Here is a 25,084-nt window from a genome sequence, read left to right as displayed (position 1 = left end):
GAGGAGTTAAAACTCCTCATTTTTTTCGGTGATTGATGTGAATAAAATTAGCAAAGTAGTAGTTGTTTTTATTGCTCTTCTAACCTTCTTAGCACTGATGATGCAATCTCAAGAAGTTAAAACACCTGGTTTACTTATTCAATTTGAAAATGAAACTAGTGAGGCGGAAGTTAAAGCCATTCTTGAAAATTACGACATACCCGTGAATTATACCATAGACTATAATTCTAATATTGGGCGAGGAATGTACTACATAGAAGTTGATGAAGATAAAATATATGAATTAAGGAAAGATGAAAACTGGACTTCTGTAGTTGAAATCAAAAAAGGAAATTATAACATAATTATGTTATCTGAAGAATTTGTTCCAGATGAAAATGTTCTCGCAATGCTGGAAAAAAATAACCTTCAGTTGAAAAAGGCTGTTATGTGTTATATCCAGTTTGGAGATGGATCAGCGCCCTGGGTTGTTGGAGAGAATCGTATTCTGGAGAGGGATGCAATCAGGATAAAAAATGAACTCGAAACAAATGAGAAAGTTTTGATTGTAGGTCTGGATGATATTGTAGGGTAAAAACCCTGTACTGAATTAGAACTATAGAAATAATGAGACAGTGCAACGATAGTTCTATAAATGCCGGTTTAATCCCCTTTTTCTTTGCTATTCAAAGTGGAGTATTCATTTTTGAAGATACATATGTAATCCACCATTACACGGTTGATGTTTTTCATGATTAATTTCTAGTGCCACAAATGCTTAAGTTTTCGTGCATCGAAGTAGGAATTATACATTATAAAATGTTGGGATTAGTTTGTCTTTCTTTAGTTAATCAAGCATGGAGCAGTCGTATGATGAGAAAATCTGAAACTTTATTGATAACGTTACTGCTATTTTTTTGGATCTTAATATTTCCTGCATCTGCTGATGATTTAGTGCAACTTTCGCCGGAAAGTAATAATTCTGAAAATTCAGAAATAAGTAATGTAGATTTTGACTATTATACTTACTTTTTTGGTCTGTACTCACAAGGAAATAATGTAATTGCAAGATACGGAAAACTTCCTGTACTGGAAACTGAGGATCAAAAGGAAAACTGGAACTCTACTCATGAAGAACTTAGTAATGAGATAAAAGACACTGTTGTCTCCAAATACATGTATCCTCATGGAGAGGTAATGACATGTGGGGCTAATGCTAAGGGATACTTTGTAATTTTGTTTAAGTATGGCAATGTTGACGAGCAGTTAATGGATGAGATCTACTCTCTAATAGATAATTCCGCAGAAGAAATGGGTATACAGGATATTCCAGTAGAATTCGGATACGGAACTTATAGGGAAGTAATTTACCTGGAAGGCATTAATCGCTGGTACTGGTTTGGGGAAAGTACAGATAATCTTTCTGAAGCTGACATATATACACTTGAAGAAGTTATGAAGCAAAAAACGGTCATGCCAGTGTATAAAACCATTGCAGCTTATGGGAATATTCCTCTGTTAAAAGATAAGAATGAGACAATTTCTTGGGTGAATCAGCTATCTGAGATTGCTAATGCTACCGAGGAAAAAATCACCCCAAATATGGAACAAGGTCATGTAATCAGATACGCAGCAGGAATTAGATTGGAAGTAGAGATCAACGAAACTTTGTCTCCTGAAGAAAAAACTTTTCTTGCTGAAGAAATCTACCAGATCATTGATCAAGAGGCAAGAAAACAAAATGTGACTAATGTTCCAGTTATTTTTATGTCGACACCTGAAGAAGATATAAAAGGATCTGATAATTCAAAAAATAATAATTCCGAATCTGGTAGCGGGAGTAGCTCAGGTAGAAATGAATCGAGCAAAAATAACTCTATTCCAGGCTTCGGATTGTTGGGAAGTCTGGCCTGCCTGTGTGGTGGATGGAGGCTCAAGAAAAGATAATGCAGTTTGAAAATTCCAAGTCACTGGAGATTGGTAACCTATTGCCTTTCGAGTCTCAACTAAATGTTAGGTGATTAAAAAACGCCAGGATTTCTTTTTTGATGAAAAAAAAGTTTTACATCAATCACTGAACAAACAACCGTCCAAAATGAAAGTAATTTCCTTCTACAATCGTGGCGAATAAAAATGAAATTGCAGGATCCCAATAAATATTCCAAAGAATCCTTAGTAAACAATTGCAGAGTTTATCCCAAAACTCAAAATCGCGTCTCAGAATCATAGTTCTAACAATTATCGATTTTCTGATCAGGAAAAATGTTCTAAAAACTTACTGATTTGAGAAAATATTAGTTTTGGGATAAGCTCAAATATAAAAATAGAGAGAAAATTATTAATTACGTAATGAATACGCCGGGGTGTACGCCATCTGAAATTTCAAAAGACCTTAATATTAGTCGGGGGTCTGTGAGATATCAGCTGAAGGCTCTCAAAGATGAAAAGAAATTGACTTTAATGAGTGGAGGAAAGTTCACAAGAGCCTTTCAAAATTCCCATGTTTTAACAAACAACGATAAAACAATGATAGCACATCTTAAAGGCGATACAAGAAAACAAATACTTCTTAATATTCTGGAAAATCCTGAGATTACAAATCAGGAGATTTCAGAAAAGTTGAGTTTGAACAAAAGCACTACCTACTGGCATATTGAAAAGTTGAGGGAAGACAATATTGTATTTTCCAAAGCAGATGGGAAGTTTACAAAATATCTTATAAACCCTGCTGTAGAACCAGATCTGCTAAAATGGTTTAAAACATAAGGCATGAGACAGTTTTTCTCCTTATTTAAAAAAGGAAAATAAGATAGCTGCAACTTGATAAAGCAACTATCAAAGCAATTAATATACAGGAATCAAGCCCGGATTGCCCCCTGTAATGCACTCTCCGCCTTTTGCAGTTACTATAAAGGTATTTTCAATTCCGACCATACCGATGTTTTCAATTCCCCTCTTGGGTTCCAGGGCAAATACCATTCCTTCCCTCAGGGGCTCATCAAACCCTTCTGCAATTACGGGAGTTTCATCGATCAATAAACCAACCCCGTGCCCGAGGAATTTCACTTTACGGTTACCAAAACCCATGAAGTTTTGTAGGAATTCCTTATCGAGCCCGTTCATTATTGTAGTATAGATTTCAGAGGGGGCAATCCCGGGTTTCAACATCGCTGCAGCTTCGTTCTGTATATCCACACATTTATTGTGGAGATCTACAGCATACTGCGGGAGGGGTGAACCGAACATGTATGTCGTGGTTTTATCCGTATGATAGCCGTCAACCCCGCACCCGACATCAACAAAGACCAGGTCGCCTTTCCTTAATCTCCGGTTCCGACTCCCGAGCACGGGTGCTGCAGGGCTCAATCCTAGCTTTCCGCCGGGTCCGTTAAAGTAAGTCGGATAGATGGAGCTTTCCCCGAAACAGACATTTCCGAGAATCATTTCCGTATCAAACATGCCAAAACGGCATGCTCCGTGGTGCCCTTCGTCTACCAGAACAGAAAACAGTTCGGTTGACAGGTCAGCCTCGCTCATCCCTTCGCGCAGCATGCCGGGCACGAGGTCTTCAAGCACATGCTGATGGATCCGGCCTGCTTCTCGCAGCAGGGATAGTTCGTATTCGCTTTTTACTGCTCTAATGGCACAGACCTGGGCATCGACGGATTTAACGTTCTTAAAGGGGAAATACTTTTGAAATCTCTGATATAAAGCCAGCGGGACTACTTCGGTTTCAAGATATACCGCATCAGGAAGCTTACCTACATTACTCATGCTCCCTGCAGCGTCACGAAAACTGTTCATTGGCTCTATACTGGAAAATAACGATTCGTCCAGAGCCCTTTCATAGCTGCGGCGGACCCAGAGTGTTGCTTCTCCGTTCTTCGGGATAATCAACATCCCATCCTGCATCGTACCGGTAAAGTAATAGATGTTTATTTTACTGAAGATTACGACGGTCTCCCATTGAGGGTTTGAGACATCCATCTGTTTTCTGAAGCAGCTCATACGGTTTTTTAATTCGGTCAATGGCACTTTTTTAATCATGGGAATCCCTGTACTAGCTTTATCTACTCACAATTATAGAAGTGTAACCCGTCAGAAGAATCAAATAGAAACTAAGGAACAAAAGTATAAAGATGTACAAAGTTGTTGCTATTTATTCATAGTAATAATACTAGAAGATAAAAACAAACATGCATATAACGCATACCCTATTTTTTTAAAAGAGAAAAAATAATTAGCAAAAAAACAAATTAAAAGGAAAGAAAAAGTGAAACAAAAAGGAATGAAATAAAAATAGAGCTTATGAAGAGGGGTTACCATGCTTGGGAAATATGAGGACCTTGTCGAAAAGGCATCGGAGATGGGGCTGAAAGCTTATTTTCTGAAGGCAGGAGACATTCCGGTTGAAAACAGGATTGCCCTGAAGTGCGCTTACGGGTGCAGAGGCTATGGAAAAAGGTTGAGCTGCCCGCCTCATGTAATGTCAGTCGAAGAGTTCAGGAAAGTTATAGGAGAGTACAGCAGTGCACTTCTTCTCGTGGAAGAATACGATACTTCAGGAGTTAAGGACGTCCTTGAAGTCTGGTCAGGGCTTCGGAAGGGTTCGTTCCACAAGATGTTCGAGCTGGAACAGGAAGCTTTCAGGGAAGGCTTTACCTTTGCACATCTCCTGAGGCCCGGCTCCTGCAACGAATGTGAGGTCTGCAACCTTGAAAAATGTGTAAAGCCGGAAGTGAGGCGCTTTGCCCCCGAAGCCGTAGGAATTAATGTCCAGAAGGCAATGGCAGAAGCAGGGCTTGTACTTGAGTTCTGCGAGCCGGAAAAAACGGCATGTATAGGGATTTTACTGCTGGAGTGAAAAATTTGGGATATCCTGAGCAGGTTTAAATTAAGGTTTAAGTTAATAGAGTTCAGGTTATAGACCAGAATGAAAAACCCACAGCCCATAAATAGAACCCTGAAGCCATTTCCTGCCTCTTTTCCATCAAAAAAGCCCTCACTGCTAAAAACTCTTACTGCTGCTTTGGGAGGTAGTTAGATAGAGAATAGAGCTTTTCAAGCGGCATGGAAAGTTTCAGCATAAAGATCCCATTTGATTCCACAGCCGAAGCTCTAAATTTTTCAGAGGACAGACTGCTGCCGGGAGAGAGGCTTTCAAGGAGGTGGACTGTGCTTCCGTTAACTGAACCGTACCCGAAGGTAGTGTCGTAACCAGGTTCGCCGAGATCCTCGGCTGAGGAACACAGGATATCGCGGATTTCACTGCCTGTTTTTTCGGGATACATGCTCCAGATAAGAGCTCCGATCCCTGCAACGGAAGGGGCAGAAGCGCTTGTACCCATAAAGAAGCTGCCAGTTCCTGTAGCGCCTGAAACTTTCACTCTGCCGGGTCCGCTGAGGTCAGTCTTGTTCCTGAGTTCGTATCCCGGATAGTAGATGCTTACAGGCCCGCGGGAAGAATATGGAGCTATACTGTCACTTTCCTGTTTTCCGGAATCAACAGCCCCAACACAGATAACACCCGAAACCGCAGGATGCCCGAAGACCGAGTCTTCAGCAACCAGGTTGTCAGGATGAATCTTTACAGAGGAGTCAGGGTAAATGTAAACCTCCAGTACCCTATCTTCTCCGGAATATTTCTTGACAGCTATACTCAGTGTTTGTGTGCTATCTTCCTCGTTGACGTATTTGATAAATTCAAGAGGAGTGCCTGTGTTACCCTGGGTTTTTTCACTTGTAGCAATTTCTTTTCCGCTGCAGCAATCGTAGAGGTAGAGGTCGTAGTCGTTTTCGGAACCGTTCCAGGGGTCATTCCACTGGAGCACCACAGTCACTTTCTCACCTGACGGGACATCCATGTAAATATTTCTGAAATCACTGGTTCCTGAACTGAAGTCGTGCCAACCGGATCCGTTGTCAAAAAACATGCCCTGATAATGGCGGCCTGCATCATTTCCTGCTGCGCTCACATAAAGAATTCCCTGGCTTTCGATTACCTCCTTAACGTGGGAAGCTACAACCCCATCTTCAAAGAAGGGTTCATCAGGCCAGCCCACATCATCGCAGATAATCTGGCAGCCTTCGGCAATCAGGGCATCAACAGCTTTGTTAAACTCAAGCTTGTTGCTGCCTGCACTATGGAAATACAGTTCCGAGCCGGGAGAGGTCTCATGGACTATTTCGAGCATTACAGTCCCTTCTTTTCCTTTTCCGGGAGAAAGGACGTGTATATTCTCAGGGAGAGCTCCCGATTCGATGGCTTCAGATATGTCTTCTACTCCATCGGAAATTATCCCTATTTTAATTCCGGCTCCTGTTACACCTTCCGGTCTCCAGAATTCTTCTGAGGAAAAAGAAAAAGTTGTTTTTTCTTCCCGATCTACCTTTCTTATAACAGGAGAAATGACCGGCTGGACTGAAGATACTCCATTAAGAGCGGAGAGTTCTTCAAACGATTCCGGATTAACGCAGACTGCAGCAATGCCTGAGTCTTCATCCCATTCTTCAACCCTGCCACAGGAGTCCAGTACTCCGGAATTCGTACCCGGGAAAAGCCGGACATATGCGGTAAAATTCTCTTCTGCCTCTTCTCTGCAAGTCTCTGACGAACCCCTTTTCAGCGGTTCCGAAAGTGTTGAAGAGGAGCACAACAACCCTGGATCTGGTGAAATCGGTTCTGAAGAGAATAAAAAGGGAGATATTAGCCCGGAAGTTACCTGTTCAGATTCGAAAGTTCCAGCTCCCCCACATACTAGAAAACTGAAATGAGAAAATATGCCTGTAAACACTAATATTAACATCAACAGGTTTAATACTCTCATGATGTAACTCCCAAGGTACAATATCCCCCGATATTGCTTGTATAGTAAGTCAGGGATGCAAACAGAATACAGGTATGTTCAAAGTAATTCCTGCAGCGATACCCGAACAGAATTAATTTATTTTAAGATATACCGAGATACATTATAAATATTTCCATTAATTTTTATTGGAAGATTGAAAACAAAATAAAATATAAACACGATCAATAGAAGGATATTTGAGAAAAGTCGCAGTTAAAAACCAGCATTACAGTATAAGCTAATTTACCAATAACATTAAGTATTATAATTGAGTGATCAAAGACAGAAGATATATTAACTTCTGGGCATATGTTATGGGAAGTCATAGCAAACTGGAGGTCTTGTTCAAATTGAATTCTGAAAAGCTGAAAATAGCTGTTCTTGGAGGAACCGGCAACATAGGAGAAGGAATGGTCCTGAGGCTTGCCCTCCAAAACCTTATGCCTGACGGTGTGAAGAATGAGGTAATTATCGGGTCCAGGTCTCTGGAAACTGCAGATGAAGCTGCAAAGAAAGATTTATCAGAGCTTGAAAACTGCGGATTTGACACATCAAAGATGACAATTACCGGCATGGACAACCTTGCTGCAGCACAGGCAGCCGAAGTGATAATACTTACAATCCGCTTTGACTACGTTTTGCTCTTGCTTGAAGAGATTCGAGAGGCAATTGAAAATAAGATCCTTGTTACCCCTGTGGTCCCGATGGTAAAAGAAGAAGGCCTTATGGTATACAAACCACCGAAAGAAGGTTCGGCAGCCCTTGCAATCCAGAAAAATGTCCCTGAGTCCACCAGAGTTGTTGCAGCTTTCCACAACATCCCTGCGGGAAAACTCAAAGATGTCGTCAAATGTAAAGCCGTACACGATGCGCTTGTATGCAGCGACGACGCCGAAGCAAAGAAACTTGTGATGGAGATTACAAGGCACATGGGATGCCTCAAACCCCTGGATGGAGGTCCTCTTAAGCAGGCAAGTACTATGGAATCTCTGACACCTTTACTGATCAATCTCGCAAAACTGAACGGGCTTAAAGACCTTGGAATAAACTTCTCCTGAGAAATAAAATCGGAAAAAAGCCTGAAGAACATCAGAGTAAAGGCCTTACGGAAAGAATAACACCGGAAAGAAGAGAAACATGTTTGGGGCGTGGGACCCGCTGCAAATAACTTGATTTTTATATAAGTACAGACATATAACAAAGTAACAAAGGTTTTACAGGGCAGAGAAAAAATATAGCCTTTGCCCGTGGACATGCCAGATATTAAGAGTGAGATTCAAAAAATAAGGCTACAAACACCTGAAAAGTGAGATTCAAAAAATAAGGTTACAACCACCAGAATAGTGAGATTAGAAAAATAAGGTTACAGCCACCTGAGTAGTGAGATTAGAAAATAAGGTTACAGCTAACTCCTGGAAGAGAGCTATTATTTCTGTTTTCAACAAAGCCTCCGGGAGGTATTCAGAACCTATTCAGAACCTTCAGTTCATCTCTCGATCCCGGATTTTAACCCTGGATAGATTTAGTTTATGTTAAATAACATGAGAGTAATACGAAATATAGAGGGAATTTACCGGAAGAGAATCAGCGAAAGAGGAGCTTGTCGGAAAAATCTGATGACAATGCCTGCTGGAAAATTAAACTGCTGAAACTCTCTGCTAAAAAGGGACCTGAAAAAACGAATTTACCGGAAAAATCCCCGAAAATAGCCGATGGACAGGTTTATTCATCCTTAAAATAAGAAATTCTGCCCTGAGTTCAGGGTTTTGCTCAGATTTTTTTCTTTCGGTTATGTTTGCTTTTCTAAAACAGAAGGACCAGTATAAAACCAGACTCAAAATAAGACTCAAAATAAAACTCAAAACCAGACAGTGAACCTGTATGAGTGAAGAACTGCTAAAACTGCTAAAGGCCGAAGGGCTTGACCTGCTTTCCTGCATGCACTGCGGCACATGCACAGGAAGTTGCCCTTCGGGACGGCATACCGGGCTCAATACCCGAAGAATAATTCGAGATGCACGCAAGAACAGAGCTGCTGTTCTTTCTGATGAGGCCCTGTGGCTCTGTACGACCTGCTATACGTGCCAGGAGCGCTGCCCACGCGGGATTCCAATTACGGATGCTATTCTTGAGCTAAGGAGACTTGCAGTAAGAGAAGGCTTGATGCTTCCCGAACACCGCTTTGTTTCGGAAATGGTGCTGGAATGCGGGCATGCAGTCCCCCTCGATGAGGAAACAAAGAAAAAAAGGGAAGAACTCGGGCTGGACCCAATACCTGAAACCGTCCAGAAATATCCGGAAGCTCTTGAAGAGCTGAAAACCCTGCTCAAAACCTGCAAATTCGACGAGCTGGTGGCTGAAAAATAAGGAGGCAGAAAAACAATGGCAAAATTATCGCTGTTTCTTGGCTGTATCGTACCCAACCGCTACCCCGGAATTGAGAAAGCAACAAAGCTCTGCCTTCAGAAACTTGAAGTTGACGCAGCCGACCTGTCGGGTGCCTCCTGCTGCCCTGCCCCCGGAGTGTTCAAGTCTTTTGACAAAGCAACCTGGCTTGCCCTTGCCAGCCGGAACATCGTCCTCTCGGAAAGGATGGGAAGGGATATCCTGACCGTTTGCAACGGCTGTTATGGGTCCCTGGCAGACGCGAATATAGAACTGAAGAAAGACCCTGAGATGAGAGCCTGTACAAACACCTGCCTGAAACAAATAGGCATGGAGTATAAGGGAACAGCTGAGGTAAGGCACATAATCGAGTTTCTGTACAGGGAACTGGGACCTGAAAAGCTCAAAAGCTTCATTACAACCCCCCTTGATCTGAAAGTAGCCCTTCATTACGGGTGCCACCTTATCAAGCCCTCAAAGGAGAGAAACCTTGGAGAGACGGAAGCCCCGGTCTTCTTCGACGAACTGGTTGAAGCCACCGGTGCAAAAAGTGTGGACTATACCGACAAAATGATGTGCTGCGGAGCAGGCGGAGGAGTCCGTTCAGGGCACACTGCCGAGTCCCTGGAAATGCTTGAACATAAGCTTGCCTGCATCCGGAATGCAGGTGTGGACTGTATTGTTAATGCATGCCCCTTCTGCCACCTTCAGTTTGATAGGGGGCAGCTCGCAGTCAATGAGAAGTTCGGAACCGACTACTCCATTCCCGTTCTCCATTATTCCCAGCTTCTTGGCCTTGCTCTCGGCTTTTCTCCGGACGAACTGGGGATAGAACAGAATGCAGTCCAGAACATTGAATTTCTTGCAAAAATCTATGAAATCAGTGCAGGTTTAAGGTAAATAACCAGAAATAAGGCAGAGAAAGTAAAGAGCCGGGAAAATAAAGCAGAACGAAGGCAAATGGCTGGAAATAAGGCAGAATGCCTGAAAAAGAGGTTCAGGGCAGACAGGCTAAGAAAGTTTTTTGAGCCGGAAACTCAGCCCTGCCTCATGGCGGCATTTCCTCAAGGCCTTATTCCGGACCTTTTTGTCTTCCTGCCTGCACATACCAGAGGCATTTTTGCCTCCACTTGCAGGTTCCGCATACCTCTTCGACATCCGAAGCTTTGTTAAGTTTTGAATTTATAAGTCTGAAGGCTTCATCCGCATTCAGAACAGTTCCATCATCCAACCTCAATTTTTCCAGGACAACGAGGTCCATCTGCCTGATTCTCCTGGAAAGGACTGATTCCTGAATGGTGCATTCCCTTTTGCTGGGGCAGGAAACGCAGATTGCGTCACACACCGTTACAAGCTTGAGAGGCCTGGAAGGAAGAGCCTCAAGCTCCGAAATCACAGCCCGCATATTTGCAACAAAAGCCGGACTGTACCCATACCCCTGAAATCCCTGTATACAGCAGAGGTGATGAGCCCTTATTTTCAGGAGTTCTGAGTCGGATTTTGAGTCAATTTCAGATTTGCATCTGGATTTCTCGGACATGCATTTCTCCGGGACTTAAAATCACAAAAATTAAAAAAATATTTTAATTCATTCTATAAAATCAATTTCCGAATCTCCGAGATAGGGAAGTTCCACCAGAGGAAGTGTTATCGTAGGAGCTTCAGAATATTTTGCAAAGAGAATATCATAGCCCGTTTTAAGCCCGAGCATGATATTCAGGTCGGTGCCGTCATTGTTCAGGAGGAGAGCCTGCCCTATAGGGTTGCATGTAGCTTCAAACTCCAGATTCCCGGTTTTTTTGATCCCGAGACTTTCTTTTTCAAGGCTGCAAACCTTGCAGCAAACCGAAAACACCTCAAAATATCTTGAAAGAATATCATAGACCAGTCTTGCTTCCCTCTCATGCTCAATACAGAAAGCAATTCCTATTTTCCTGTACCCGAGCCTCTTTGAGTAAATCGCAATTTCTTCCAGCTTTGTCCTTTTTGCAGGATCTGACTCAAGCCAGGCGGAAATCCGGATAGATTTAAGATTGTCACCGTTATACTCAAGTCCCGATTTGATAACAGAACAGTTTTTGCCTACAAGACATTCCTTATTCCTGCATAATGCGCACTGCACACTTTTTCTCCCGGGGTTTTTAAGACGAATAGGTATTATAAACATAATAAACTTTGCAGGTATAAATATTTACATGGAAGAAATAAATGTACTGAAGGGATTCATAATAAAGAAAATAAATAAAAAAATTCGATGAGAAAAGAAAATACATTAAAAAAGCCGATAAAAAAAGAAAATAGATGAAAAAAACAATGAAAAAGAAAAAAAATTTAATTTAAGAATCGGAAGAAATAAAAATCCTAAAAGGGTTATTTCTGCCTCGCTTTCGGCAGAGGGCCTTCATAAAGTTTTTCAAGGGCATTAACTATTTCTTCAAGCTTGTTGAAAGGAATCCCGATAAGCATTTCATCATTTTCGATATCAGTCGCTTTTCTGCATCCGAAACAGCCTAAAGAAACATTTATTTCTCCTGTCAGGCTTGGCAGGATGGTCGTGTCGGCGCAGGTTGCCTGAAAAGCTGCACTGCTAAAGTTTACCCTTCCGCCTTTATGGTAAGTACTTGCCGGGATTATCCAGTAAACGGTTTCCGGCCTGTCCACAAGAATAACTACGTCGGGCTCGACCTTTGCGTCCTTCAGAGGGCCAACGACGGTCGCAATTCTGCTTTCGGGCTCAAAAGCCGGGCGTTTTGCAATCATGCAGGCTGCTGCCTCCACACTATCAAACATCCCCAGGTTGTGGTGGAATTCCCCTGAAGCCACCTTTTCAGGCGTAGGAATAATCCCGAGGCTTGAAGCTCCTACCACGCAGGCATGTTTACCTGCAGGAATTATAAAAGATTCCCCTTTTCTGGCTTTCATGATGGACTGACAGTGCCTGAGATTTTTCTCGGGCTCATGATACCCTTCGGGGACAGGTTCTCCCTTTTTGATAACTTTCACTGCCACCGGTTCATATTTAAGGTCAAGAAACTTGACCAGTTTCTCTGCAAGCTGCGTATAATCCATTGAACTCACTCACCAACTATTTATTGAATTCACTAACGAGTTACTAAAAAATTCATCAACTATTTAGGAATAAAATTAAAAGAACAGACTGCTATATTAATAACAGCTGCTATATTATTTAACTTTTTAACATTTCAGTTGAGACTATTTATTTAAGTTAAGATTCCCTCATAGGAAGAGCTTTTGAGCATATTTCTTCATCACAAGGCTCTGAAAGCCTCATTTTGAGATCTGCCCAGAGCTTACGAATAATATTTGCAAACTCTACAGCTCCGGTCTCCCGGGAATGAGTGGCATATTCGATCACTGTTTCTTCCTTCATCATCGCCTCTGTGGTTATGTCCGTATAAGGCAAACGAGCAAGAAGAGGAATGTCGGCTCCCCTGCAAAAAGCCTCAATTTCGAGGCTCTTTTTCTCGTTAATATCATACCTGTTAATGCAGGCAACAGCCGGAATTCTGAAATGTTCGGTCAGTTCGATTGCCCGTTTCAGGTCGTGAAGGCCGGAAACAGTGGGTTCGCTAAGTACAAGGACAAGGTCTGTCCCGGTAATTGCTGCCATAACCGGACAGCCGGTACCTGGAGGGCCATCAATAAGAACAAGTTTGCAGGAATATTGATCTGCAAGTTCTGTGGCCTTTTTTCGGACCAGGTTCACAAGTTTTCCACTTGCTTCCTCTCCAGTGCCCAGATTTGCATGAGCCATGGGCCCGAAACGGGTTATGGAGGAAACCGCCTGCCCGGAAACTTTCGGTATAAGGGACACCGCTTTTTCAGGACAGGCGACAGTACAGACTGCACATCCTTCGCAGCTATACGGATTTATCGTGAAGTTTTCAAGGACTGCTCCGAACCTGCAGATTTCCCGGCAGATTCCGCAGCCAGTACAGAGTTCCAAGTCAACGGAAGCAAGTCCCAGTCCCAGACAATCCTCTGTATTGAGTACCCGGGGCTTAAGGATAAGAGGCAGATCGGATGCATCAACGTCGCAATCCGCAAGTACGGCATTTCCCGAAAGAGAAGAAAAGGCAGCTGTAAGAGTGGTCTTTCCACATCCACCTTTCCCGCTAATTATAGCCAGCTGCCTCATGATACCCCCTTACTTTTGCAAGCCAGCGCTCTTATCGTTTCGAACATCTCTTCGAACTTTTCCTTCCACCCGGGCATTTCCTTAACAAAGGGGATGCCTTCTGAATAGAGCCTGGCAATCATTCTATCATTAGGAATGCGGAGCAAGATTGGAATTCCTCTGACCCTGCAAAAATCTTCTACCCTTGAATCCCCAAGCCCGTCCCGGTTGAGAACAACTCCTACAGGGACCTGAACTGTCCTTGCAGCTTCGAGGGCGAGAAGAAAATCATGGAAACCGAAAGGAGTTGACTCTGTCACAAGCACGCAGTAGTCTGCACACCCCAGGACTGCAAGGACGGGACATGCGGTTCCTGGAGGAGAGTCGATAATTGCAGGTCTGCTTTCATCGATATGCCGCTGGAGCGACCTGATGACAGGCGTTGCCATAGCTTCCCCTATGTTCAGAGTCCCGCGGAGAAATGAGAAAGAGGTTTCAGAGAAAGCTTTTTCGATCAGCCCTATAGGCCTGGGTTTCTCTTCTATGGCCCCTGCCGGACAGATAAGGCTGCAGCCGCCACAGCCGTGGCAGAGGGAAGGAAATGACATAATTTTTTGAGGAAGAGCAGCCAGGGCATTATATTTGCAGAAGCTGGCACAGTTGCCGCAAAGAGTACACCTCTCACGGTCGATCTCCGGAACCGGACAGGTTACCACTTCTACAGGCTCCAGTTCAAAACCCAGAAACAGGTTGCAATTAGGTTCTTCCACATCACAGTCAAATAGCTGCACCCCTTCAAGAGCAAGGGCAAGGTTTACTGCAACTGTAGTTTTCCCGGTACCGCCTTTGCCGCTTGCAATTGCAATTTTCATGAGCTGCGCCTTCTAATATGCACAAAGATAGGAGCCAGTTCTTCAGTGATGGTGGTCGTGATGGTCATGTTCTGCACAGGTATTTTCTGCACTGGCATTATGGAGCTGCCCTGCTTTCCAGGCTTCTATCGCATCCTGAACCTTGCCTCCCGCCCCCACAAAAACATCGATTCCACAAGACTCAAACATCTTGACAGCTTTGTACCCCAGTCCTCCACAGAGCATGATTTCCACCCCGTTTTTACGGAGTAACTCAGGCGGCAGGTCTACTCCCCCCATATGGTCGCTGGTATTGGGGATAACGAAAACTTCTCCACTGTCCGTATCAAGGATTGTATAAGTGGGAGCCTTTCCAAAGTGCTGTTCTACAGCTCCTTCCATGCCATTGTTATCTCTTGTTGGTATACATACTTTCATACAGATCACCTTTTAAATTTTTAGATGTTTCATAAAATATTGTTACAAAATTTTTCGGATTATTTGAGGTTTTGTTCCTGATCCGGACCATTCACTCAATTATTCTTCATACCGCTATGAATAGAAGCATTCGGACGCTCAAGGATGGCAAGATTTCCGGATTGATACTCGCGCAGAGCAAAGGATACCTTGCCTCTGACTCCATAGCGGATTTCAACGCCTGCTTCGGAGAGTATGGAAAAAGAATTAGGTCCCACACTACCCGTTAAGAGAATGGCTATCCCCGCCCCCGCGACTGCCTCTGCTGCCCGGATTCCTGCACCACCAGGAGCTTCCGAACCGGGATTTTTGATCGATGTCACTGACCCAGTCTCCTGATCAATAATCACGAAGTAATTACATCTTCCGAATTGAGGATCCACTTCAGAATCAAGATTTCTTCCACAGGCACTTATGCAGATTTTCATATTTTATGCTCCAATATAAAATCCGCTGACTCTCAGACGATACATTTCTCTGTAAATGTTTCAGATAACGTAGAAGCACATCAGTCCTTCACAAACGCAGAGAAGTCAGAGATACAGAAAGTACAATTTCACTCATTTGTACATAAATATTTATAGTTTTCTATTCGAAAAGAGAAATTGTTATATATTTATTCTGCAATGTGCATAAGTAAGCTATGAAAAAATGCAGAGGAAGGCCAAAATGTCCGAGGCGCGTTGAGCTAACCCCTGATATCACATATTTCAAGCCCCGAGGGGTCCCGCTATCAGACCTTGAAGTGGTATCCCTCACAATAGAAGAGCTTGAAGCCCTCAGACTTGTGGACATTGAGGGGCTTAGGCAGGAAGACGCAGCCAGCAGGGTAGGAATATCAAGGAGAGCTTTCTGGGAGGATCTGAAATCTGCCAGAATGAAAGTAGCTCTTGCCCTGAGTACAGGAAAAGCCATAGAAATAAAAGGCGGTAACTATATCAGAACAGAGAGCGCTGACATTAATGAAGATGCTGACGCGTAACAGAGGATACGAAAAGGGGAAAAAACCGGAAATTTTACACAGGCGATAAAAATGACAGATAAGGTTCAACCACTGGAAAGCTTATCAAAAAAGCCCGAGGAGCCAAAAATAGTAGTCAACCTCCGGCGCATCAAACGCAAGATCATGGTAATGAGCGGAAAAGGCGGAGTAGGGAAAAGTACGGTTGCCGCGAACCTCGCTGTCGGACTTGCCCTCCGCGGACACAGGGTAGGGCTGCTGGACTGTGATATCCACGGTCCGACTATTCCTACTATCTTCGGACTGGAGTCCGCAAGACCTGAGGTAAACGAAGAAGGAATTCTCCCGATTCAGGTGCTTCCCAACCTCTCGATGATGTCTGTCGGTTTTCTGCTAGAAAACAAAGACTCACCCGTAATCTGGAGGGGCCCTGCCAAAATGGGAGCAATCAAACAGTTCCTGGAAGAAGTCTACTGGGGGGCACTTGACTTTCTTATAATCGATCTGCCCCCGGGAACTGGAGATGAACCCCTTAGTGTGGCCCAGCTTATCCCCAACTGTGACGGGTCCGTACTTGTTACAACCCCTCAGGATGTAGCCCTGATCAGTGTCCGAAAATCAATCACATTCTCGGAAAAACTGAATGTACCTGTAATAGGACTTGTGGACAATATGCACGGGCTTATCTGCCCCCACTGCGATAAACCTATAGATGTATTCGGAAGTGGAGGCGTTGAAAAAGCTGCAGAAGACTTTAACATTCCCATCCTCGCCAGACTTCCCATAGAGCCAAAAGTCGCAGAAATGGAAGACAAAGGTACGATCATTCAGGACCAGCTTAAGCACGGCACGGAGTGGCAGAAGAACTTTGATAATGTCGTGAACGTCGTTGAAAAAATCCTTGAAGAAAAGTAAGGTAGAATGAAAAGGGAAAAGGTTTACGGAAATAACAATTGCTTAAGCTTCTTTATTTGAATTACATTTTAATATCGGAAAAGATTTGTTATATATTCCTTTTCCTTTTTTCTTATTTCTTTCTCATATTTCTTTTTCACTCATGCCTCACAGGTCTCTAATATAGTTATTGTTTTTTTTTCGATCGAATTCCTTAAATCGGGAAGTTAAGAGATAGTTATGAGCTTTGTTTACGGTAAATTATTTGTGTGTGATGGATAATTTTATTGCAGAATCAGGCTTTCAGAATCAGTGGAAACAAAATTATTTGAAATAAGAGAGAATTACTAATACAGAAAGCCTAAAGAACTACAAAATGAACAGGCAATGTTGAGAACATGAATAAATTAATTATATTACTAATCCTGCTCGCATCTGTAATCTTCACGGCAGGCTGTACTGAAGATCCGGAAAACGCCACAAGTGCCCAGGGGATCCAGGAAATAAGTGTTGTTGAAAATATGACCGACCTGGAACAGATAAACACATCCCTCCAGGAAGGCCCGGTCCTTTTGAAAATCGGAGCTGAATGGTGCGGACCGTGCCAGCAAATGAAACCCATCCTGAGCGACCTGGCAGCAGAATATACCGGAAAAGTCACGGTTATGTCTGCAGATATAGATCAGAGTCCAAAAATTGCAGCGTATTTCGGAATAGCCTATATTCCTGATTCCTTTGTGGTCGTGGGCTTCGAAAACGGAGAATATGTTTATATGCAGGAAGACGGAAACGTCACCGCAGACAGATTCCAGGCAAGAGTTCTGGGAGTCAGGGAAAAACAGGTGTATGAAGAGCTTCTGGACAGAGCCGTTCTTTACTATGAGAATACAGAATAAAAAATGGCCTGCCCGGAAAACTGAACTTCCTGTAAAGGCTGAAGGACTCAGCTTTCCGACTTAGTTTAGACTGGAAGCAGTTTCCGGATCAAAAACGGCACCATAAGAAACTAAACTGAAAAACAGCGGACCAGACCATGTCTTATGAAGCTATTACCCCCGTGGCTGCATTTGGTGCAGGAGTTCTCAGTGTCCTGTCCCCGTGCATCCTCCCCCTTCTTCCTGCAGTCCTTGCAAGTTCAACAGGAAAAGGAAAGTTAAGACCCCTTGCTATAGTGCTTGGAGTATCGATATCCTTTACCCTCATGGGAGTTGTGACTTCCGCCTTCGGAGCAGCTTTTCAGGCATACCTGGGACAGTTGAAAATCCTGGCAGAACTTCTGATCATTACGATGGGGCTTGCAATACTCTTTGATATAAGCCTGTTTAATGCCTTTGCAAGGTTTCCCATGCTTGCAGGAATGAACGAGAAAGGCCCGATTTCAGGCCTTTTATTGGGGCTTTCCCTCGGAGTGCTCTGGATTCCCTGCGTGGGACCTATCCTTGCTTCAATCCTGACTATGGTAGCCCTGGAAGGGAGCACTGCTAACGGCGCGCTGACCCTCCTCATATATTCTGCGGGATTTGCGGTGCCCATGCTCCTGCTTGCATATTCGGCTCACCTTTCTACTTCAAAAATAAAGCTCATATCAAGATATGATGCAGCCTTCAAAAAGGGAGCAGGAATAGTGCTTATCCTCGTAGGGCTCTGGATGGCTTACCAGAACCACCTCAGATGGCTCATTTAATGTTTCAAAACAGCAGCGTATTTTAAACACATTTTGGAGCATAAATTTGGGAAGGAAACAGTAGATAAAACCTGTTTCCTCTCATGCCATTTCTGCAATTTCCATGAAAATAGGGAAAATTTCTCCGGACTCATAGTCCCTACCGTACAACCATATATCAACCAAGGAATGGCTATTAGGAATTTCTATCTTAACCGTGCTTGTAATCTGTTTATCCATGGTTACCTTAAAAATATACTCTCTTTTCTCGTGGCTGAACCGAAGGCTTAAAGGACGAACCTGTGAAAAATCACCTTCGGATTCGAGACTGTAGGTTTCGTTTATTATTGATTTGTTCTGCTGATCGAATACTTCAACTGCCACTTCATGATCCTTAACGTCATGATTGTGTATTACGAAAAAAGGGACAGCAGATCCCATAGAAATGAAGGGAAGAAAGAGATAGAGAACTAAAAAGAATACCAGAATAGTGATACCTGAAATAACCAGTTTCTTGGTATTATTGCCCAATCAGATCCACCCCTATTGCCCAATTAGATCCACCCCTGGAAATTACAAAAAAGAATACACATATCACTTTCAATAATTTTCTATTAATCATGATGAAAGTATGTAGAGTAACAGATATAAATTTATGGAAAAGGAAAATAATACTATCTGTATGAAAGAATATAGAAAATATGTGCTGTGTGGCAGATAACTTATAGATTTTTTATTGCTATCTGTAACAAGCTCCCCTTAGACTTTATTCCTTTTTACTCAAGTAAATCTTATCCTTTTCCAGCTTTATTTGCCGTAAAGCTCTCGGTCTGCATTTTGGCATATTAGTCTTTTTGAGATATCAGTCGGTTCTTTGAGAACAGAACTCCATAATATTAAAATTCAAAGTACTGGCACACTTTCATTAATGGGTACAATGTCAGCGAAATTACTTAATTCGTTTTATCTGAAAAAAGAATAAAAGAATGAAAAGGGTTTTAAGACTCTTAATCTGGATCAACGGAACATAAAGTCCTGCACACAATTGGGAATCTCGTCAGAGGCTTTTCAAAATCCCTTAAAACGGGAAGATGGAATTATTTTTCCATACTCATATACGCAGTTTTGAACCTGGACATGCTGGCAAAAGACTGTGTTCCAGGATCATTTCCATCTATTAAACCTGTGACTGTAGCCTCTCTGGAAAGTGAATTATCAGTACTCCTGAATACGTAGTCTCCATCCCTTGAGACATACCTGGAGCTGCCCCTGGAAATATCCCCGATGCCGGTCCAGTCAGCCTCAACGGTCACAGTACCGGTTTCATAAACATATTCTCCCGTGTTATAGTCCAGAAACCACTTTTCGACTCCAATGTCAACTGCGGACAGGCTTGCAGAGTCTAGCTTCTTATCTATGCTGAAAATGTCATCCTCTGTAAACATGTATCCGTAAGCATCGTACGATTCACCTGTCATCCCGTTATATTCCCACATTGAGACATAAATATCAGTCCCATCATCGGTCTCAGTTACAGAGAGATAGGTACAGGTAGTTACATCACCATTTGTTTCAGCCCAGTCTGCAAATGCATACGCACCATTATTGCGTTCTATTGCTTTAGATTCCAGTGCATCTACACCCATAGCCGTAAAAAGCAAGACTACGAGGGCAAATATTATTGTGTATGATTTCCTCATTTTATTCCTCAATATATCTCAAATTTTAGTTGATAGATATACAAATATATTTTTTGAAACATTTATCCGTAGATATATGATCCAATCTGTCTTTATTGGATCAGTTCTAGATAAATTTCCAAGTATTTAAAACTGTGTAATAATATTTAGGAATTGAAAATATAAGTTAGAAGATAAGTCAATAAAAATAAAAAAAGAGTAGAGATCATATTGATAAAATACTGAATCGGGAGCACCATTTGAAGCTAAAAGATCCTGCCCTGAGATAAAAATGCTTGGTTTCTATAGATCTGGAGATAAAGATATGGGGTACAAATCTGGTAGTGAAAATCGGGAAAAACATAGAATAAGAGATACAAATTTGGAAACATAAATCAGGATATTGAATGTAGAATAGCAGAAAAAGAAAAAATAGGCTGAGATAAAAGAAAAAAATTAAAAAAGAAAGCAGAAAAAAGAAAAAAAATTAAAAAAATCAAAAAAGAAAGCAGAAAGTGTTATTCTTCACTTTCCCTTGCGATCGCTACGAGCTCGTTTACGCAGGCAACAGCCATCGGAGTCCCACCCCTTGTCCCGACACAGCTGATAGAGGGGATGGGGATTTTCAGGTTCCGGACCATTTCCTTGGATTCGGCTGCGTTTACAAAACCAACGGGAAGCCCGATTATAAGAGCAGGCCTTACACCTTTTTCAATCAGCTTGCAGACCATGATGAGAGCGGAAGGCGCATTTCCGATTGCAATGATGCTGCCGTCAAGCCTGTCTCTGGCTGCCAGAAAACCTGCCGAAGTTCTGGTTATCCCGTACTTGTTGGCAATTGCAGCATCCGGGTCTTCATCAAGCACGCAGATGATTTCGGATTTGTGCCCTGCTTTCGTGATCCCGGCTTTTACCATATTGATATCAACAAAGATAGGAGCGCCTTTCTTAATTGCTTCAACCCCTGCAGGTATGGGGTCGTGCATAAAACGCATGATATCGGCAACCGAGAGGTCCCCGGTCGCAATTACGCAGCGCTGGCGGAAACGGTCTTCAGGTGTGGAATTCCCGACAATTTCCCGGATCATTGTCCGGCTTTTCATGTAGATGGCTTTTGCCTCTTCGGTTCTTGCCCCCGAGTCGTTGCAGATCTTCACAAGTTCGGGGTCGACTTCCACCGTAAGCTCGGTAAACTCTTCGAGATTTTCGAGATTCTCTGAATTTTCATTCGCACTTTTTTCAGTAGTCATATTTCTTATGATACCCCCTGGGTGTTATGATAATATCCTTTTTCGGAGACTTCCAGATCCGAGAATCCCCGTTGCCTATGAGAATGGCGGTGCTCATATCCACCCAGTCCTCATATTCCATGACTTCTCCGAGAGTTGTCACGATCTGGTCCTCTTCCTCGCCCCTCATGGCGTTCTTGACAAGCCCAACAGGCACGGAATCGGCCTTGTACTTGCGGATTATTTCGATTGCCCTTGCAAAGTTTGACTTTCTCTTGCGGCTCTTTGGGTTGTAGAGCCCTATCACGAAATCAGCATCTGCAGCCATGTTAAGCCGCTTTTCGATTACCTCCCAGGGGGTTAAGAGATCGCTTAAACTGATCACTGCAAAGTCCGTCACCACGGGTGCACCGAGAATACTTGCTCCGGCAAGGACTGCTGTGACCCCTGGCAGGATTTCGATGTCCACGTCAAGGTTCTCGTGTTCAGCGACCTCCAGCACGATACCTGCCATGCCGTAGACGTTGGTGTCGCCCCCGCTGATCATGACCACGTTTGCGTTTTTTGCAAGTTCCACGGCTTTCCGGGCTCTTTCAACCTCTTTTCCCATAAAACTCCGGATTACCTCCTGGGTGCCGAGAAGACTTTCCATTTGGTCCAGGTAAGTACTGTTCCCGAGAACATAATCGGCATTGAGGATTACGTCCCGGGCCTTGAGGGTTAACTGTTCCACGGAGCCCGGCCCTATCCCTACAACGTAGAGTTTTCCGCCGGATGCCTTATCTTGCGATTGCGATTGTGACTCTGCCATAGACTTTCTTCCTGCAAATCAATTCGTGTTTTTCCGAGAGGGCCAGTGCAGCAGGCTCTGCAACCCCTTTTAACCCGAAGCGAGAAGCCTGGGAGGATGAAGGAGGATTGTAGCTGTTCAGCACTTCATCCGGCAAAAAGTTCACCGGAATGCCAAGCATTTCACCTGCTTCCAGCAGACCCCGCTCATTTTCCTTGAGTTTCGCAGAGGCAAATGCCGTAATCTCCTGGAGACTCAGGCCGCACTCATCAAGCGCCTGTTTTACGGCATCAAGGACTTCTTCTTTTGTAATGCCCCTGCGGGTTCCGATTCCGAGAATCATCAGTAATCTTTTATCCACTGCTTTATTATGCAGTTTCGTAATTAATTGGCATATTAGCTGTCGATTGGTGTTTATTATTGGCTGTTTCCGGCACTATCATCCTTTAATTCAGCCTGTTTTTTCCTGACAAGTACGGAAACATCCTCGTCCACAATAACAATTCTGGGCCCCTTAACCTCAAGGACCTCTACCTGCTGGTCAAGGAGGGCACAGTTTACAGCAATCGTGGATTCTTTATTGAAGACCTCGCAGCCAAACCTGTCAGCAATCCCCTCAACAGAGGGCTTGCCGTGAACCTCGGTAGCTGTGGTGAGCACGGGGACTGCCCCCAATTCCGCAAGCTTTCGGGAAATCTCATTTGCCCCGTGATGCCCTCCAAGGAGAGGAATTGCGAAATTCAGGTTTGAGTCCACAACGACCACTGCAGGGTCCGACCACTTATTATCGAGAAGAGGGGCAATATCCCTTACCACAATGCCTGTAGCAAAGACTGCAACGATTGCCCCGTAGTTTTCAAAAGCTTTCCTGAACACACCTTTTTCATAGAGAAGAAGGTCGGCTTCGAGATGCTCCGCTATTCTTGATGCAATTTCCCTGTTCCTTTCAAAGGTAATTACAGCGGTTCCTGGGCCACTCCGTATAGGTAGGACCTCCTGTAGTTTTTAGGGTCAACAACCCCACCGATAATTATCATTGCCGAACGCGTGATCCCTGCATCTTTCACTTTGTCTGCGATATCTTCGACTGTCCCTGTGATGATTTCTTCATCTTCCCAGGAAGCGTGGAAGACAACTGCAACCGGAGTATCTTTCGGGCACTGGACTTTTTCCATAATTTCCCTGATCTTCTGGGTGCCAAGGAAAATTGCCATGGTGGTATTGTAGGCAGAAAGCTCGGGAATAAGGTCTTTTTCCAGGGTTTTTCCCGCAGGGCGGGTGATAATAAGGGTATCGGAAACACCGTTAAGAGTAAGCTGGGTACCCAGAGCTGCTGCGCTTGCAAAAACCGAGGAGACGCCGGCTACCCTTTCTACTTCGATATCGTATTTTTTCAACTCTTCCATCTGCTCTATAACGGACCCGTAAAGCGAAGGGTCTCCGCTGTGGAGGCGCACCACGAATTTCCCTGCATCCACGGCATCGGCAATTATTTTCGTGGTCTCATCAAGGGTAAGCCCGTAACTGTCAACTGTCTCACCCTTTGTGTAGTTGAGAACTTCGAGGTTTACAAGGGAGCCCGCATACATAACAAGGTCCGCTTTTTCAAGCATCTCACGCCCGAGGACGGTAATCAGTTTGGGGTTTCCGGGACCTGCCCCTACAAAGTATACTTTTCTTTCCATCTGACCATTCCCTTTGCTTATTTTTTACCGTAAATGATGCTGAAATAGTTCCCTTTTTCCGGGATATCTTCTTTCTTACTGATAATCAGTTCATTGTCCGAAAAGAGCCTCTCTGCGAAAATAAACTCCCTGTATCCTTCGGTTTCGAGCTGTTCCATAATCTTTCTCGGCTGTGTGGCTTTGAGGTGGATCTTATACCCGATCTCGGAGCCGTCACTTACCTCAAAGGAGCTCTCGACCGCCACATCAGTCCTTGCAGCAAAAGACGTGATGGAACTTATCCCCGGCACTGTTGAAGTCTCGACATCCGGATAGTGTCTGTTCATAACCTTTTTCAGGTGAGTGAAAGTGGAGAAAAAGTTAGGGTCGCCTATAAGCCCGAAAGCCACAGTCCCTTTTCTTGCCTCATCTGCAATACGGTCCGCATTTTCTTTCCAGAGGGTGTTCAGGACTTCAATGTCCCTTATCATGGGGAACTCAAGGATTTCGGCGTCCGAATAAGGGGCTACAAGGTCTTTTGCCAGGCGTCCTGGGACGTACACCTTATCGCTGTTTTTCAAAATATTCACTGCTTTCAGGGTCAGAAGTTCAGGGTCTCCGGGACCAAGTCCTACTCCTATTAACATATTATCGCTCCATAAATTTACAGGTAGATATTAAGCATAATTTGATTAACTTGATGGTGATTTAACCTGATAGCGATTAAAGGATAATTTTCAGGTTTGCTTTTTTCCGACGACTATGTATACCGGGTTTTCAGGTTTGAACATAGTCTCTCCGGCAATCGGAGCACTTCTCGAGACTGCAACGTGGACTACCTCGTTAAAAATTCCCAGCCTCTTCATAACCTCGATCGTTCGGACAACCGTTTCGATACGGACTGCGTTTACCACAATGCTGCGAGCTTTTTTTTCTACAAGCTTCTCAAGTATGGCGTCAATGTTTTTTGTACCGCCAACAAAAGCGCAGTCAATTGAATCAATAGGCCCTCCGGAGCCAAGGAGTTCCGAGGCTTCGCCGGCCAGGACCCTGGCATTTTCGATCCCGAAACTCTTGAAGTTTGCTTCCGTAGCAAAGAGAGCTTCTTCACGGGCATCGATTGCGTAGATAGTCAGGTTCCGGGCAATCCGGGCTGCTTCAATTGAGACCGAACCCGTACCGCAGCCTACGTCTGCAAACCGGTCCCCATCCTGCAGTCCGAGTTTGGAAAGGGACACTGCAATTATTTCCGGTTTAGTCGGACCGCCGCTAACACTTACTATTTCGGACATTTTTTACCTCGGGAAAAGTAAATATGCATAATTAAATATGTGGCGATATAATTTGGAAAATATATTAAATCCGGATGTACAGTTAAGCCGGCAATATATGATTTTTTTCAGGTGCAAACCATATGCAGATGCATATAGAGAGACATAAATAAATTGGATATTTCAGATTTACCCGATTATAAATATAACTTGCTGTAGATATACCTTATTATCAGCACGAAGGGCAATAAAGGA

Annotated in this window: 29 protein-coding genes; 11 read left to right on the top strand and 18 right to left on the bottom strand. The window is 43.6% G+C overall.

The features are described 5' to 3' along the window. The first annotated feature begins 37 nt into the window (after positions 1 to 37). The 3 genes from ACSAZL_RS00535 to ACSAZL_RS00525 all read left to right on the top strand — a co-directional run bounded on the left by ACSAZL_RS00535 (position 38) and on the right by ACSAZL_RS00525 (position 2,745). Positions 38 to 574 carry a UPF0228 family protein gene (locus ACSAZL_RS00535; protein WP_440948942.1) on the top strand — a complete coding sequence of 179 codons (537 nt, stop codon included), beginning with the start codon at positions 38 to 40 and terminating at the stop codon, positions 572 to 574. 278 nt (positions 575 to 852) lie between these two features. Continuing rightward, positions 853 to 1,926, top strand: coding sequence for a hypothetical protein (locus ACSAZL_RS00530; protein ID WP_440946817.1), 1,074 nt, complete (start codon positions 853 to 855; stop codon positions 1,924 to 1,926). A gap of 465 nt (positions 1,927 to 2,391) precedes the next feature. Then, positions 2,392 to 2,745 carry a winged helix-turn-helix transcriptional regulator gene (locus ACSAZL_RS00525; protein WP_440948941.1) on the top strand — a complete coding sequence of 118 codons (354 nt, stop codon included), beginning with the start codon at positions 2,392 to 2,394 and terminating at the stop codon, positions 2,743 to 2,745. 78 nt (positions 2,746 to 2,823) lie between these two features. On the opposite strand, the gene ACSAZL_RS00520 is transcribed toward ACSAZL_RS00525, so the two are convergent. Then, complete coding sequence (locus ACSAZL_RS00520) at positions 2,824 to 4,026, bottom strand: M24 family metallopeptidase (RefSeq protein WP_440946816.1); 1,203 nt, start codon at positions 4,024 to 4,026, stop codon at positions 2,824 to 2,826. Positions 4,027 to 4,303: 277 nt separating this feature from the next. Here ACSAZL_RS00520 and ACSAZL_RS00515 point away from each other — a divergent pair, with 277 nt between their 5' ends. Then, positions 4,304 to 4,843, top strand: coding sequence for a DUF2284 domain-containing protein (locus ACSAZL_RS00515; RefSeq protein ID WP_440946815.1), 540 nt, complete (start codon positions 4,304 to 4,306; stop codon positions 4,841 to 4,843). Positions 4,844 to 4,997: 154 nt separating this feature from the next. Here ACSAZL_RS00515 and ACSAZL_RS00510 read toward each other — a convergent pair whose 3' ends face one another. Continuing rightward, a complete protein-coding gene (locus ACSAZL_RS00510) occupies positions 4,998 to 6,806 on the bottom strand; it encodes a S8 family peptidase (protein ID WP_440946814.1) in 1,809 nt (602 codons plus the stop codon). Positions 6,807 to 7,177: 371 nt separating this feature from the next. On the opposite strand from ACSAZL_RS00510, the gene npdG reads away from it, so the two are divergent. The 3 genes from npdG (at position 7,178) to hdrB (ending at position 10,112) form a co-directional block, all read left to right on the top strand. Then, entirely contained in the window at positions 7,178 to 7,885 is a 708-nt protein-coding gene (gene npdG / locus ACSAZL_RS00505; protein WP_440946813.1) for an NADPH-dependent F420 reductase, read from the top strand. Between the two features lie 823 nt (positions 7,886 to 8,708). Then, entirely contained in the window at positions 8,709 to 9,194 is a 486-nt protein-coding gene (gene hdrC, locus ACSAZL_RS00500) for a CoB--CoM heterodisulfide reductase subunit C (RefSeq protein WP_440946812.1), read from the top strand. A 15-nt stretch (positions 9,195 to 9,209) separates the two neighbouring features. Continuing rightward, positions 9,210 to 10,112 carry a CoB--CoM heterodisulfide reductase subunit B gene (gene hdrB, locus ACSAZL_RS00495; protein WP_440946811.1) on the top strand — a complete coding sequence of 301 codons (903 nt, stop codon included), beginning with the start codon at positions 9,210 to 9,212 and terminating at the stop codon, positions 10,110 to 10,112. A gap of 172 nt (positions 10,113 to 10,284) precedes the next feature. On the opposite strand, the gene ACSAZL_RS00490 is transcribed toward hdrB, so the two are convergent. From ACSAZL_RS00490 to ACSAZL_RS00460, 7 genes are all read right to left on the bottom strand, one after another. Continuing rightward, positions 10,285 to 10,752, bottom strand: coding sequence for a DUF1284 domain-containing protein (locus ACSAZL_RS00490; protein WP_440946810.1), 468 nt, complete (start codon positions 10,750 to 10,752; stop codon positions 10,285 to 10,287). 48 nt (positions 10,753 to 10,800) lie between these two features. Next, entirely contained in the window at positions 10,801 to 11,334 is a 534-nt protein-coding gene (locus ACSAZL_RS00485; RefSeq protein ID WP_440946809.1) for a DUF1847 domain-containing protein, read from the bottom strand. A gap of 248 nt (positions 11,335 to 11,582) precedes the next feature. Further along, positions 11,583 to 12,281 carry a DUF169 domain-containing protein gene (locus tag ACSAZL_RS00480; RefSeq protein ID WP_440946808.1) on the bottom strand — a complete coding sequence of 233 codons (699 nt, stop codon included), beginning with the start codon at positions 12,279 to 12,281 and terminating at the stop codon, positions 11,583 to 11,585. Positions 12,282 to 12,438: 157 nt separating this feature from the next. Next, positions 12,439 to 13,371, bottom strand: a complete 933-nt coding sequence (locus ACSAZL_RS00475) for an ATP-binding protein (protein WP_440946807.1) — start codon at positions 13,369 to 13,371, stop codon at positions 12,439 to 12,441. Beyond that, positions 13,368 to 14,222, bottom strand: a complete 855-nt coding sequence (locus tag ACSAZL_RS00470; RefSeq protein ID WP_440946806.1) for an ATP-binding protein — start codon at positions 14,220 to 14,222, stop codon at positions 13,368 to 13,370. Before ACSAZL_RS00470 ends, ACSAZL_RS00475 begins: the two co-directional genes overlap by 4 nt. A gap of 42 nt (positions 14,223 to 14,264) precedes the next feature. Next, on the bottom strand, positions 14,265 to 14,639 hold the full coding sequence (locus ACSAZL_RS00465) for a NifB/NifX family molybdenum-iron cluster-binding protein (RefSeq protein WP_440946805.1): 375 nt from the start codon (positions 14,637 to 14,639) through the stop codon (positions 14,265 to 14,267). A gap of 95 nt (positions 14,640 to 14,734) precedes the next feature. Next, positions 14,735 to 15,106, bottom strand: a complete 372-nt coding sequence (locus ACSAZL_RS00460; RefSeq protein ID WP_440946804.1) for a NifB/NifX family molybdenum-iron cluster-binding protein — start codon at positions 15,104 to 15,106, stop codon at positions 14,735 to 14,737. A gap of 215 nt (positions 15,107 to 15,321) precedes the next feature. On the opposite strand from ACSAZL_RS00460, the gene ACSAZL_RS00455 reads away from it, so the two are divergent. From ACSAZL_RS00455 to ACSAZL_RS00440, 4 genes are all read left to right on the top strand, one after another. After that, a complete protein-coding gene (locus ACSAZL_RS00455; RefSeq protein ID WP_440946803.1) occupies positions 15,322 to 15,660 on the top strand; it encodes a DUF134 domain-containing protein in 339 nt (112 codons plus the stop codon). 51 nt (positions 15,661 to 15,711) lie between these two features. After that, positions 15,712 to 16,554, top strand: coding sequence for a P-loop NTPase (locus tag ACSAZL_RS00450; RefSeq protein WP_440946802.1), 843 nt, complete (start codon positions 15,712 to 15,714; stop codon positions 16,552 to 16,554). Positions 16,555 to 16,931: 377 nt separating this feature from the next. Continuing rightward, complete coding sequence (locus tag ACSAZL_RS00445; RefSeq protein ID WP_440946801.1) at positions 16,932 to 17,429, top strand: thioredoxin family protein; 498 nt, start codon at positions 16,932 to 16,934, stop codon at positions 17,427 to 17,429. Between the two features lie 137 nt (positions 17,430 to 17,566). Continuing rightward, positions 17,567 to 18,217, top strand: coding sequence for a cytochrome c biogenesis CcdA family protein (locus ACSAZL_RS00440; RefSeq protein WP_440946800.1), 651 nt, complete (start codon positions 17,567 to 17,569; stop codon positions 18,215 to 18,217). An 81-nt stretch (positions 18,218 to 18,298) separates the two neighbouring features. Here the strand turns inward: ACSAZL_RS00440 and ACSAZL_RS00435 are convergent, their stop codons facing one another. The 9 genes from ACSAZL_RS00435 to cbiT form a co-directional block, all read right to left on the bottom strand. Further along, the gene (locus tag ACSAZL_RS00435) at positions 18,299 to 18,580 is read right to left on the bottom strand and encodes a hypothetical protein (RefSeq protein WP_440946799.1); all 282 of its coding nucleotides are present in this window, start codon (positions 18,578 to 18,580) and stop codon (positions 18,299 to 18,301) included. 713 nt (positions 18,581 to 19,293) lie between these two features. After that, entirely contained in the window at positions 19,294 to 19,896 is a 603-nt protein-coding gene (locus ACSAZL_RS00430; protein WP_440946798.1) for a hypothetical protein, read from the bottom strand. A 497-nt stretch (positions 19,897 to 20,393) separates the two neighbouring features. After that, a complete protein-coding gene (locus ACSAZL_RS00425; RefSeq protein ID WP_440946797.1) occupies positions 20,394 to 21,125 on the bottom strand; it encodes a precorrin-8X methylmutase in 732 nt (243 codons plus the stop codon). Further along, positions 21,115 to 21,915 carry a precorrin-3B C(17)-methyltransferase gene (gene cobJ, locus ACSAZL_RS00420; RefSeq protein WP_440946796.1) on the bottom strand — a complete coding sequence of 267 codons (801 nt, stop codon included), beginning with the start codon at positions 21,913 to 21,915 and terminating at the stop codon, positions 21,115 to 21,117. The genes ACSAZL_RS00425 and cobJ overlap by 11 nt, the downstream gene beginning before the upstream one ends. Further along, positions 21,884 to 22,237, bottom strand: coding sequence for a cobalamin biosynthesis protein (locus ACSAZL_RS00415; RefSeq protein WP_440946795.1), 354 nt, complete (start codon positions 22,235 to 22,237; stop codon positions 21,884 to 21,886). Before ACSAZL_RS00415 ends, cobJ begins: the two co-directional genes overlap by 32 nt. A 74-nt stretch (positions 22,238 to 22,311) precedes the next feature. Next, positions 22,312 to 22,770 (bottom strand): cobalamin biosynthesis protein CbiG, encoded by a 459-nt coding sequence (locus tag ACSAZL_RS00410; RefSeq protein ID WP_440946794.1) that lies wholly within the window; start codon positions 22,768 to 22,770, stop codon positions 22,312 to 22,314. A gap of 80 nt (positions 22,771 to 22,850) precedes the next feature. Next, positions 22,851 to 23,579, bottom strand: coding sequence for a cobalt-precorrin-4/precorrin-4 C(11)-methyltransferase (locus ACSAZL_RS00405; RefSeq protein ID WP_440946793.1), 729 nt, complete (start codon positions 23,577 to 23,579; stop codon positions 22,851 to 22,853). Between the two features lie 17 nt (positions 23,580 to 23,596). Continuing rightward, positions 23,597 to 24,205 carry a cobalt-factor II C(20)-methyltransferase gene (locus ACSAZL_RS00400; protein WP_440946792.1) on the bottom strand — a complete coding sequence of 203 codons (609 nt, stop codon included), beginning with the start codon at positions 24,203 to 24,205 and terminating at the stop codon, positions 23,597 to 23,599. A gap of 90 nt (positions 24,206 to 24,295) precedes the next feature. Continuing rightward, a complete protein-coding gene (cbiT, locus tag ACSAZL_RS00395; protein ID WP_440946791.1) occupies positions 24,296 to 24,850 on the bottom strand; it encodes a precorrin-6Y C5,15-methyltransferase (decarboxylating) subunit CbiT in 555 nt (184 codons plus the stop codon). Positions 24,851 to 25,084: the final 234 nt, after the last annotated feature.

It is taken from the genome of Methanosarcina mangrovi, from assembly GCF_052057765.1.
In the GTDB taxonomy this organism is placed as follows: domain Archaea; phylum Halobacteriota; class Methanosarcinia; order Methanosarcinales; family Methanosarcinaceae; genus Methanosarcina.
The sequence above is the reverse complement of the archived record's forward strand: the minus strand, read 5'-3'. Positions and strand labels throughout refer to the sequence as shown.

Excerpts from the sequence above, each read along its gene's own strand:
- cobJ (WP_440946796.1), bottom strand. The coding sequence starts at position 21,915 with ATGGCAGAGTCACAATCGCAATCGCAAGATAAGGCATCCGGCGGAAAA.
- ACSAZL_RS00430 (WP_440946798.1), bottom strand. The coding sequence starts at position 19,896 with ATGAGGAAATCATACACAATAATATTTGCCCTCGTAGTCTTGCTTTTT.
- ACSAZL_RS00450 (WP_440946802.1), top strand. The coding sequence starts at position 15,712 with ATGACAGATAAGGTTCAACCACTGGAAAGCTTATCAAAAAAGCCCGAG.
- ACSAZL_RS00440 (WP_440946800.1), top strand. The coding sequence starts at position 17,567 with ATGTCTTATGAAGCTATTACCCCCGTGGCTGCATTTGGTGCAGGAGTT.
- ACSAZL_RS00470 (WP_440946806.1), bottom strand. The coding sequence starts at position 14,222 with ATGAAAATTGCAATTGCAAGCGGCAAAGGCGGTACCGGGAAAACTACA.
- hdrC (WP_440946812.1), top strand. The coding sequence starts at position 8,709 with ATGAGTGAAGAACTGCTAAAACTGCTAAAGGCCGAAGGGCTTGACCTG.
- ACSAZL_RS00405 (WP_440946793.1), bottom strand. The coding sequence starts at position 23,579 with ATGGAAAGAAAAGTATACTTTGTAGGGGCAGGTCCCGGAAACCCCAAA.
- ACSAZL_RS00455 (WP_440946803.1), top strand. The coding sequence starts at position 15,322 with ATGAAAAAATGCAGAGGAAGGCCAAAATGTCCGAGGCGCGTTGAGCTA.
- ACSAZL_RS00445 (WP_440946801.1), top strand. The coding sequence starts at position 16,932 with ATGAATAAATTAATTATATTACTAATCCTGCTCGCATCTGTAATCTTC.
- ACSAZL_RS00460 (WP_440946804.1), bottom strand. The coding sequence starts at position 15,106 with ATGAAAATCTGCATAAGTGCCTGTGGAAGAAATCTTGATTCTGAAGTG.
- cbiT (WP_440946791.1), bottom strand. The coding sequence starts at position 24,850 with ATGTCCGAAATAGTAAGTGTTAGCGGCGGTCCGACTAAACCGGAAATA.
- ACSAZL_RS00520 (WP_440946816.1), bottom strand. The coding sequence starts at position 4,026 with ATGATTAAAAAAGTGCCATTGACCGAATTAAAAAACCGTATGAGCTGC.
- ACSAZL_RS00530 (WP_440946817.1), top strand. The coding sequence starts at position 853 with ATGAGAAAATCTGAAACTTTATTGATAACGTTACTGCTATTTTTTTGG.
- ACSAZL_RS00400 (WP_440946792.1), bottom strand. The coding sequence starts at position 24,205 with ATGTTAATAGGAGTAGGACTTGGTCCCGGAGACCCTGAACTTCTGACC.
- hdrB (WP_440946811.1), top strand. The coding sequence starts at position 9,210 with ATGGCAAAATTATCGCTGTTTCTTGGCTGTATCGTACCCAACCGCTAC.
- ACSAZL_RS00415 (WP_440946795.1), bottom strand. The coding sequence starts at position 22,237 with ATGATTCTCGGAATCGGAACCCGCAGGGGCATTACAAAAGAAGAAGTC.
- ACSAZL_RS00465 (WP_440946805.1), bottom strand. The coding sequence starts at position 14,639 with ATGAAAGTATGTATACCAACAAGAGATAACAATGGCATGGAAGGAGCT.
- ACSAZL_RS00510 (WP_440946814.1), bottom strand. The coding sequence starts at position 6,806 with ATGAGAGTATTAAACCTGTTGATGTTAATATTAGTGTTTACAGGCATA.
- ACSAZL_RS00480 (WP_440946808.1), bottom strand. The coding sequence starts at position 12,281 with ATGGATTATACGCAGCTTGCAGAGAAACTGGTCAAGTTTCTTGACCTT.
- ACSAZL_RS00425 (WP_440946797.1), bottom strand. The coding sequence starts at position 21,125 with ATGACTACTGAAAAAAGTGCGAATGAAAATTCAGAGAATCTCGAAAAT.
- ACSAZL_RS00475 (WP_440946807.1), bottom strand. The coding sequence starts at position 13,371 with ATGAGGCAGCTGGCTATAATTAGCGGGAAAGGTGGATGTGGAAAGACC.
- ACSAZL_RS00515 (WP_440946815.1), top strand. The coding sequence starts at position 4,304 with ATGCTTGGGAAATATGAGGACCTTGTCGAAAAGGCATCGGAGATGGGG.
- ACSAZL_RS00490 (WP_440946810.1), bottom strand. The coding sequence starts at position 10,752 with ATGTCCGAGAAATCCAGATGCAAATCTGAAATTGACTCAAAATCCGAC.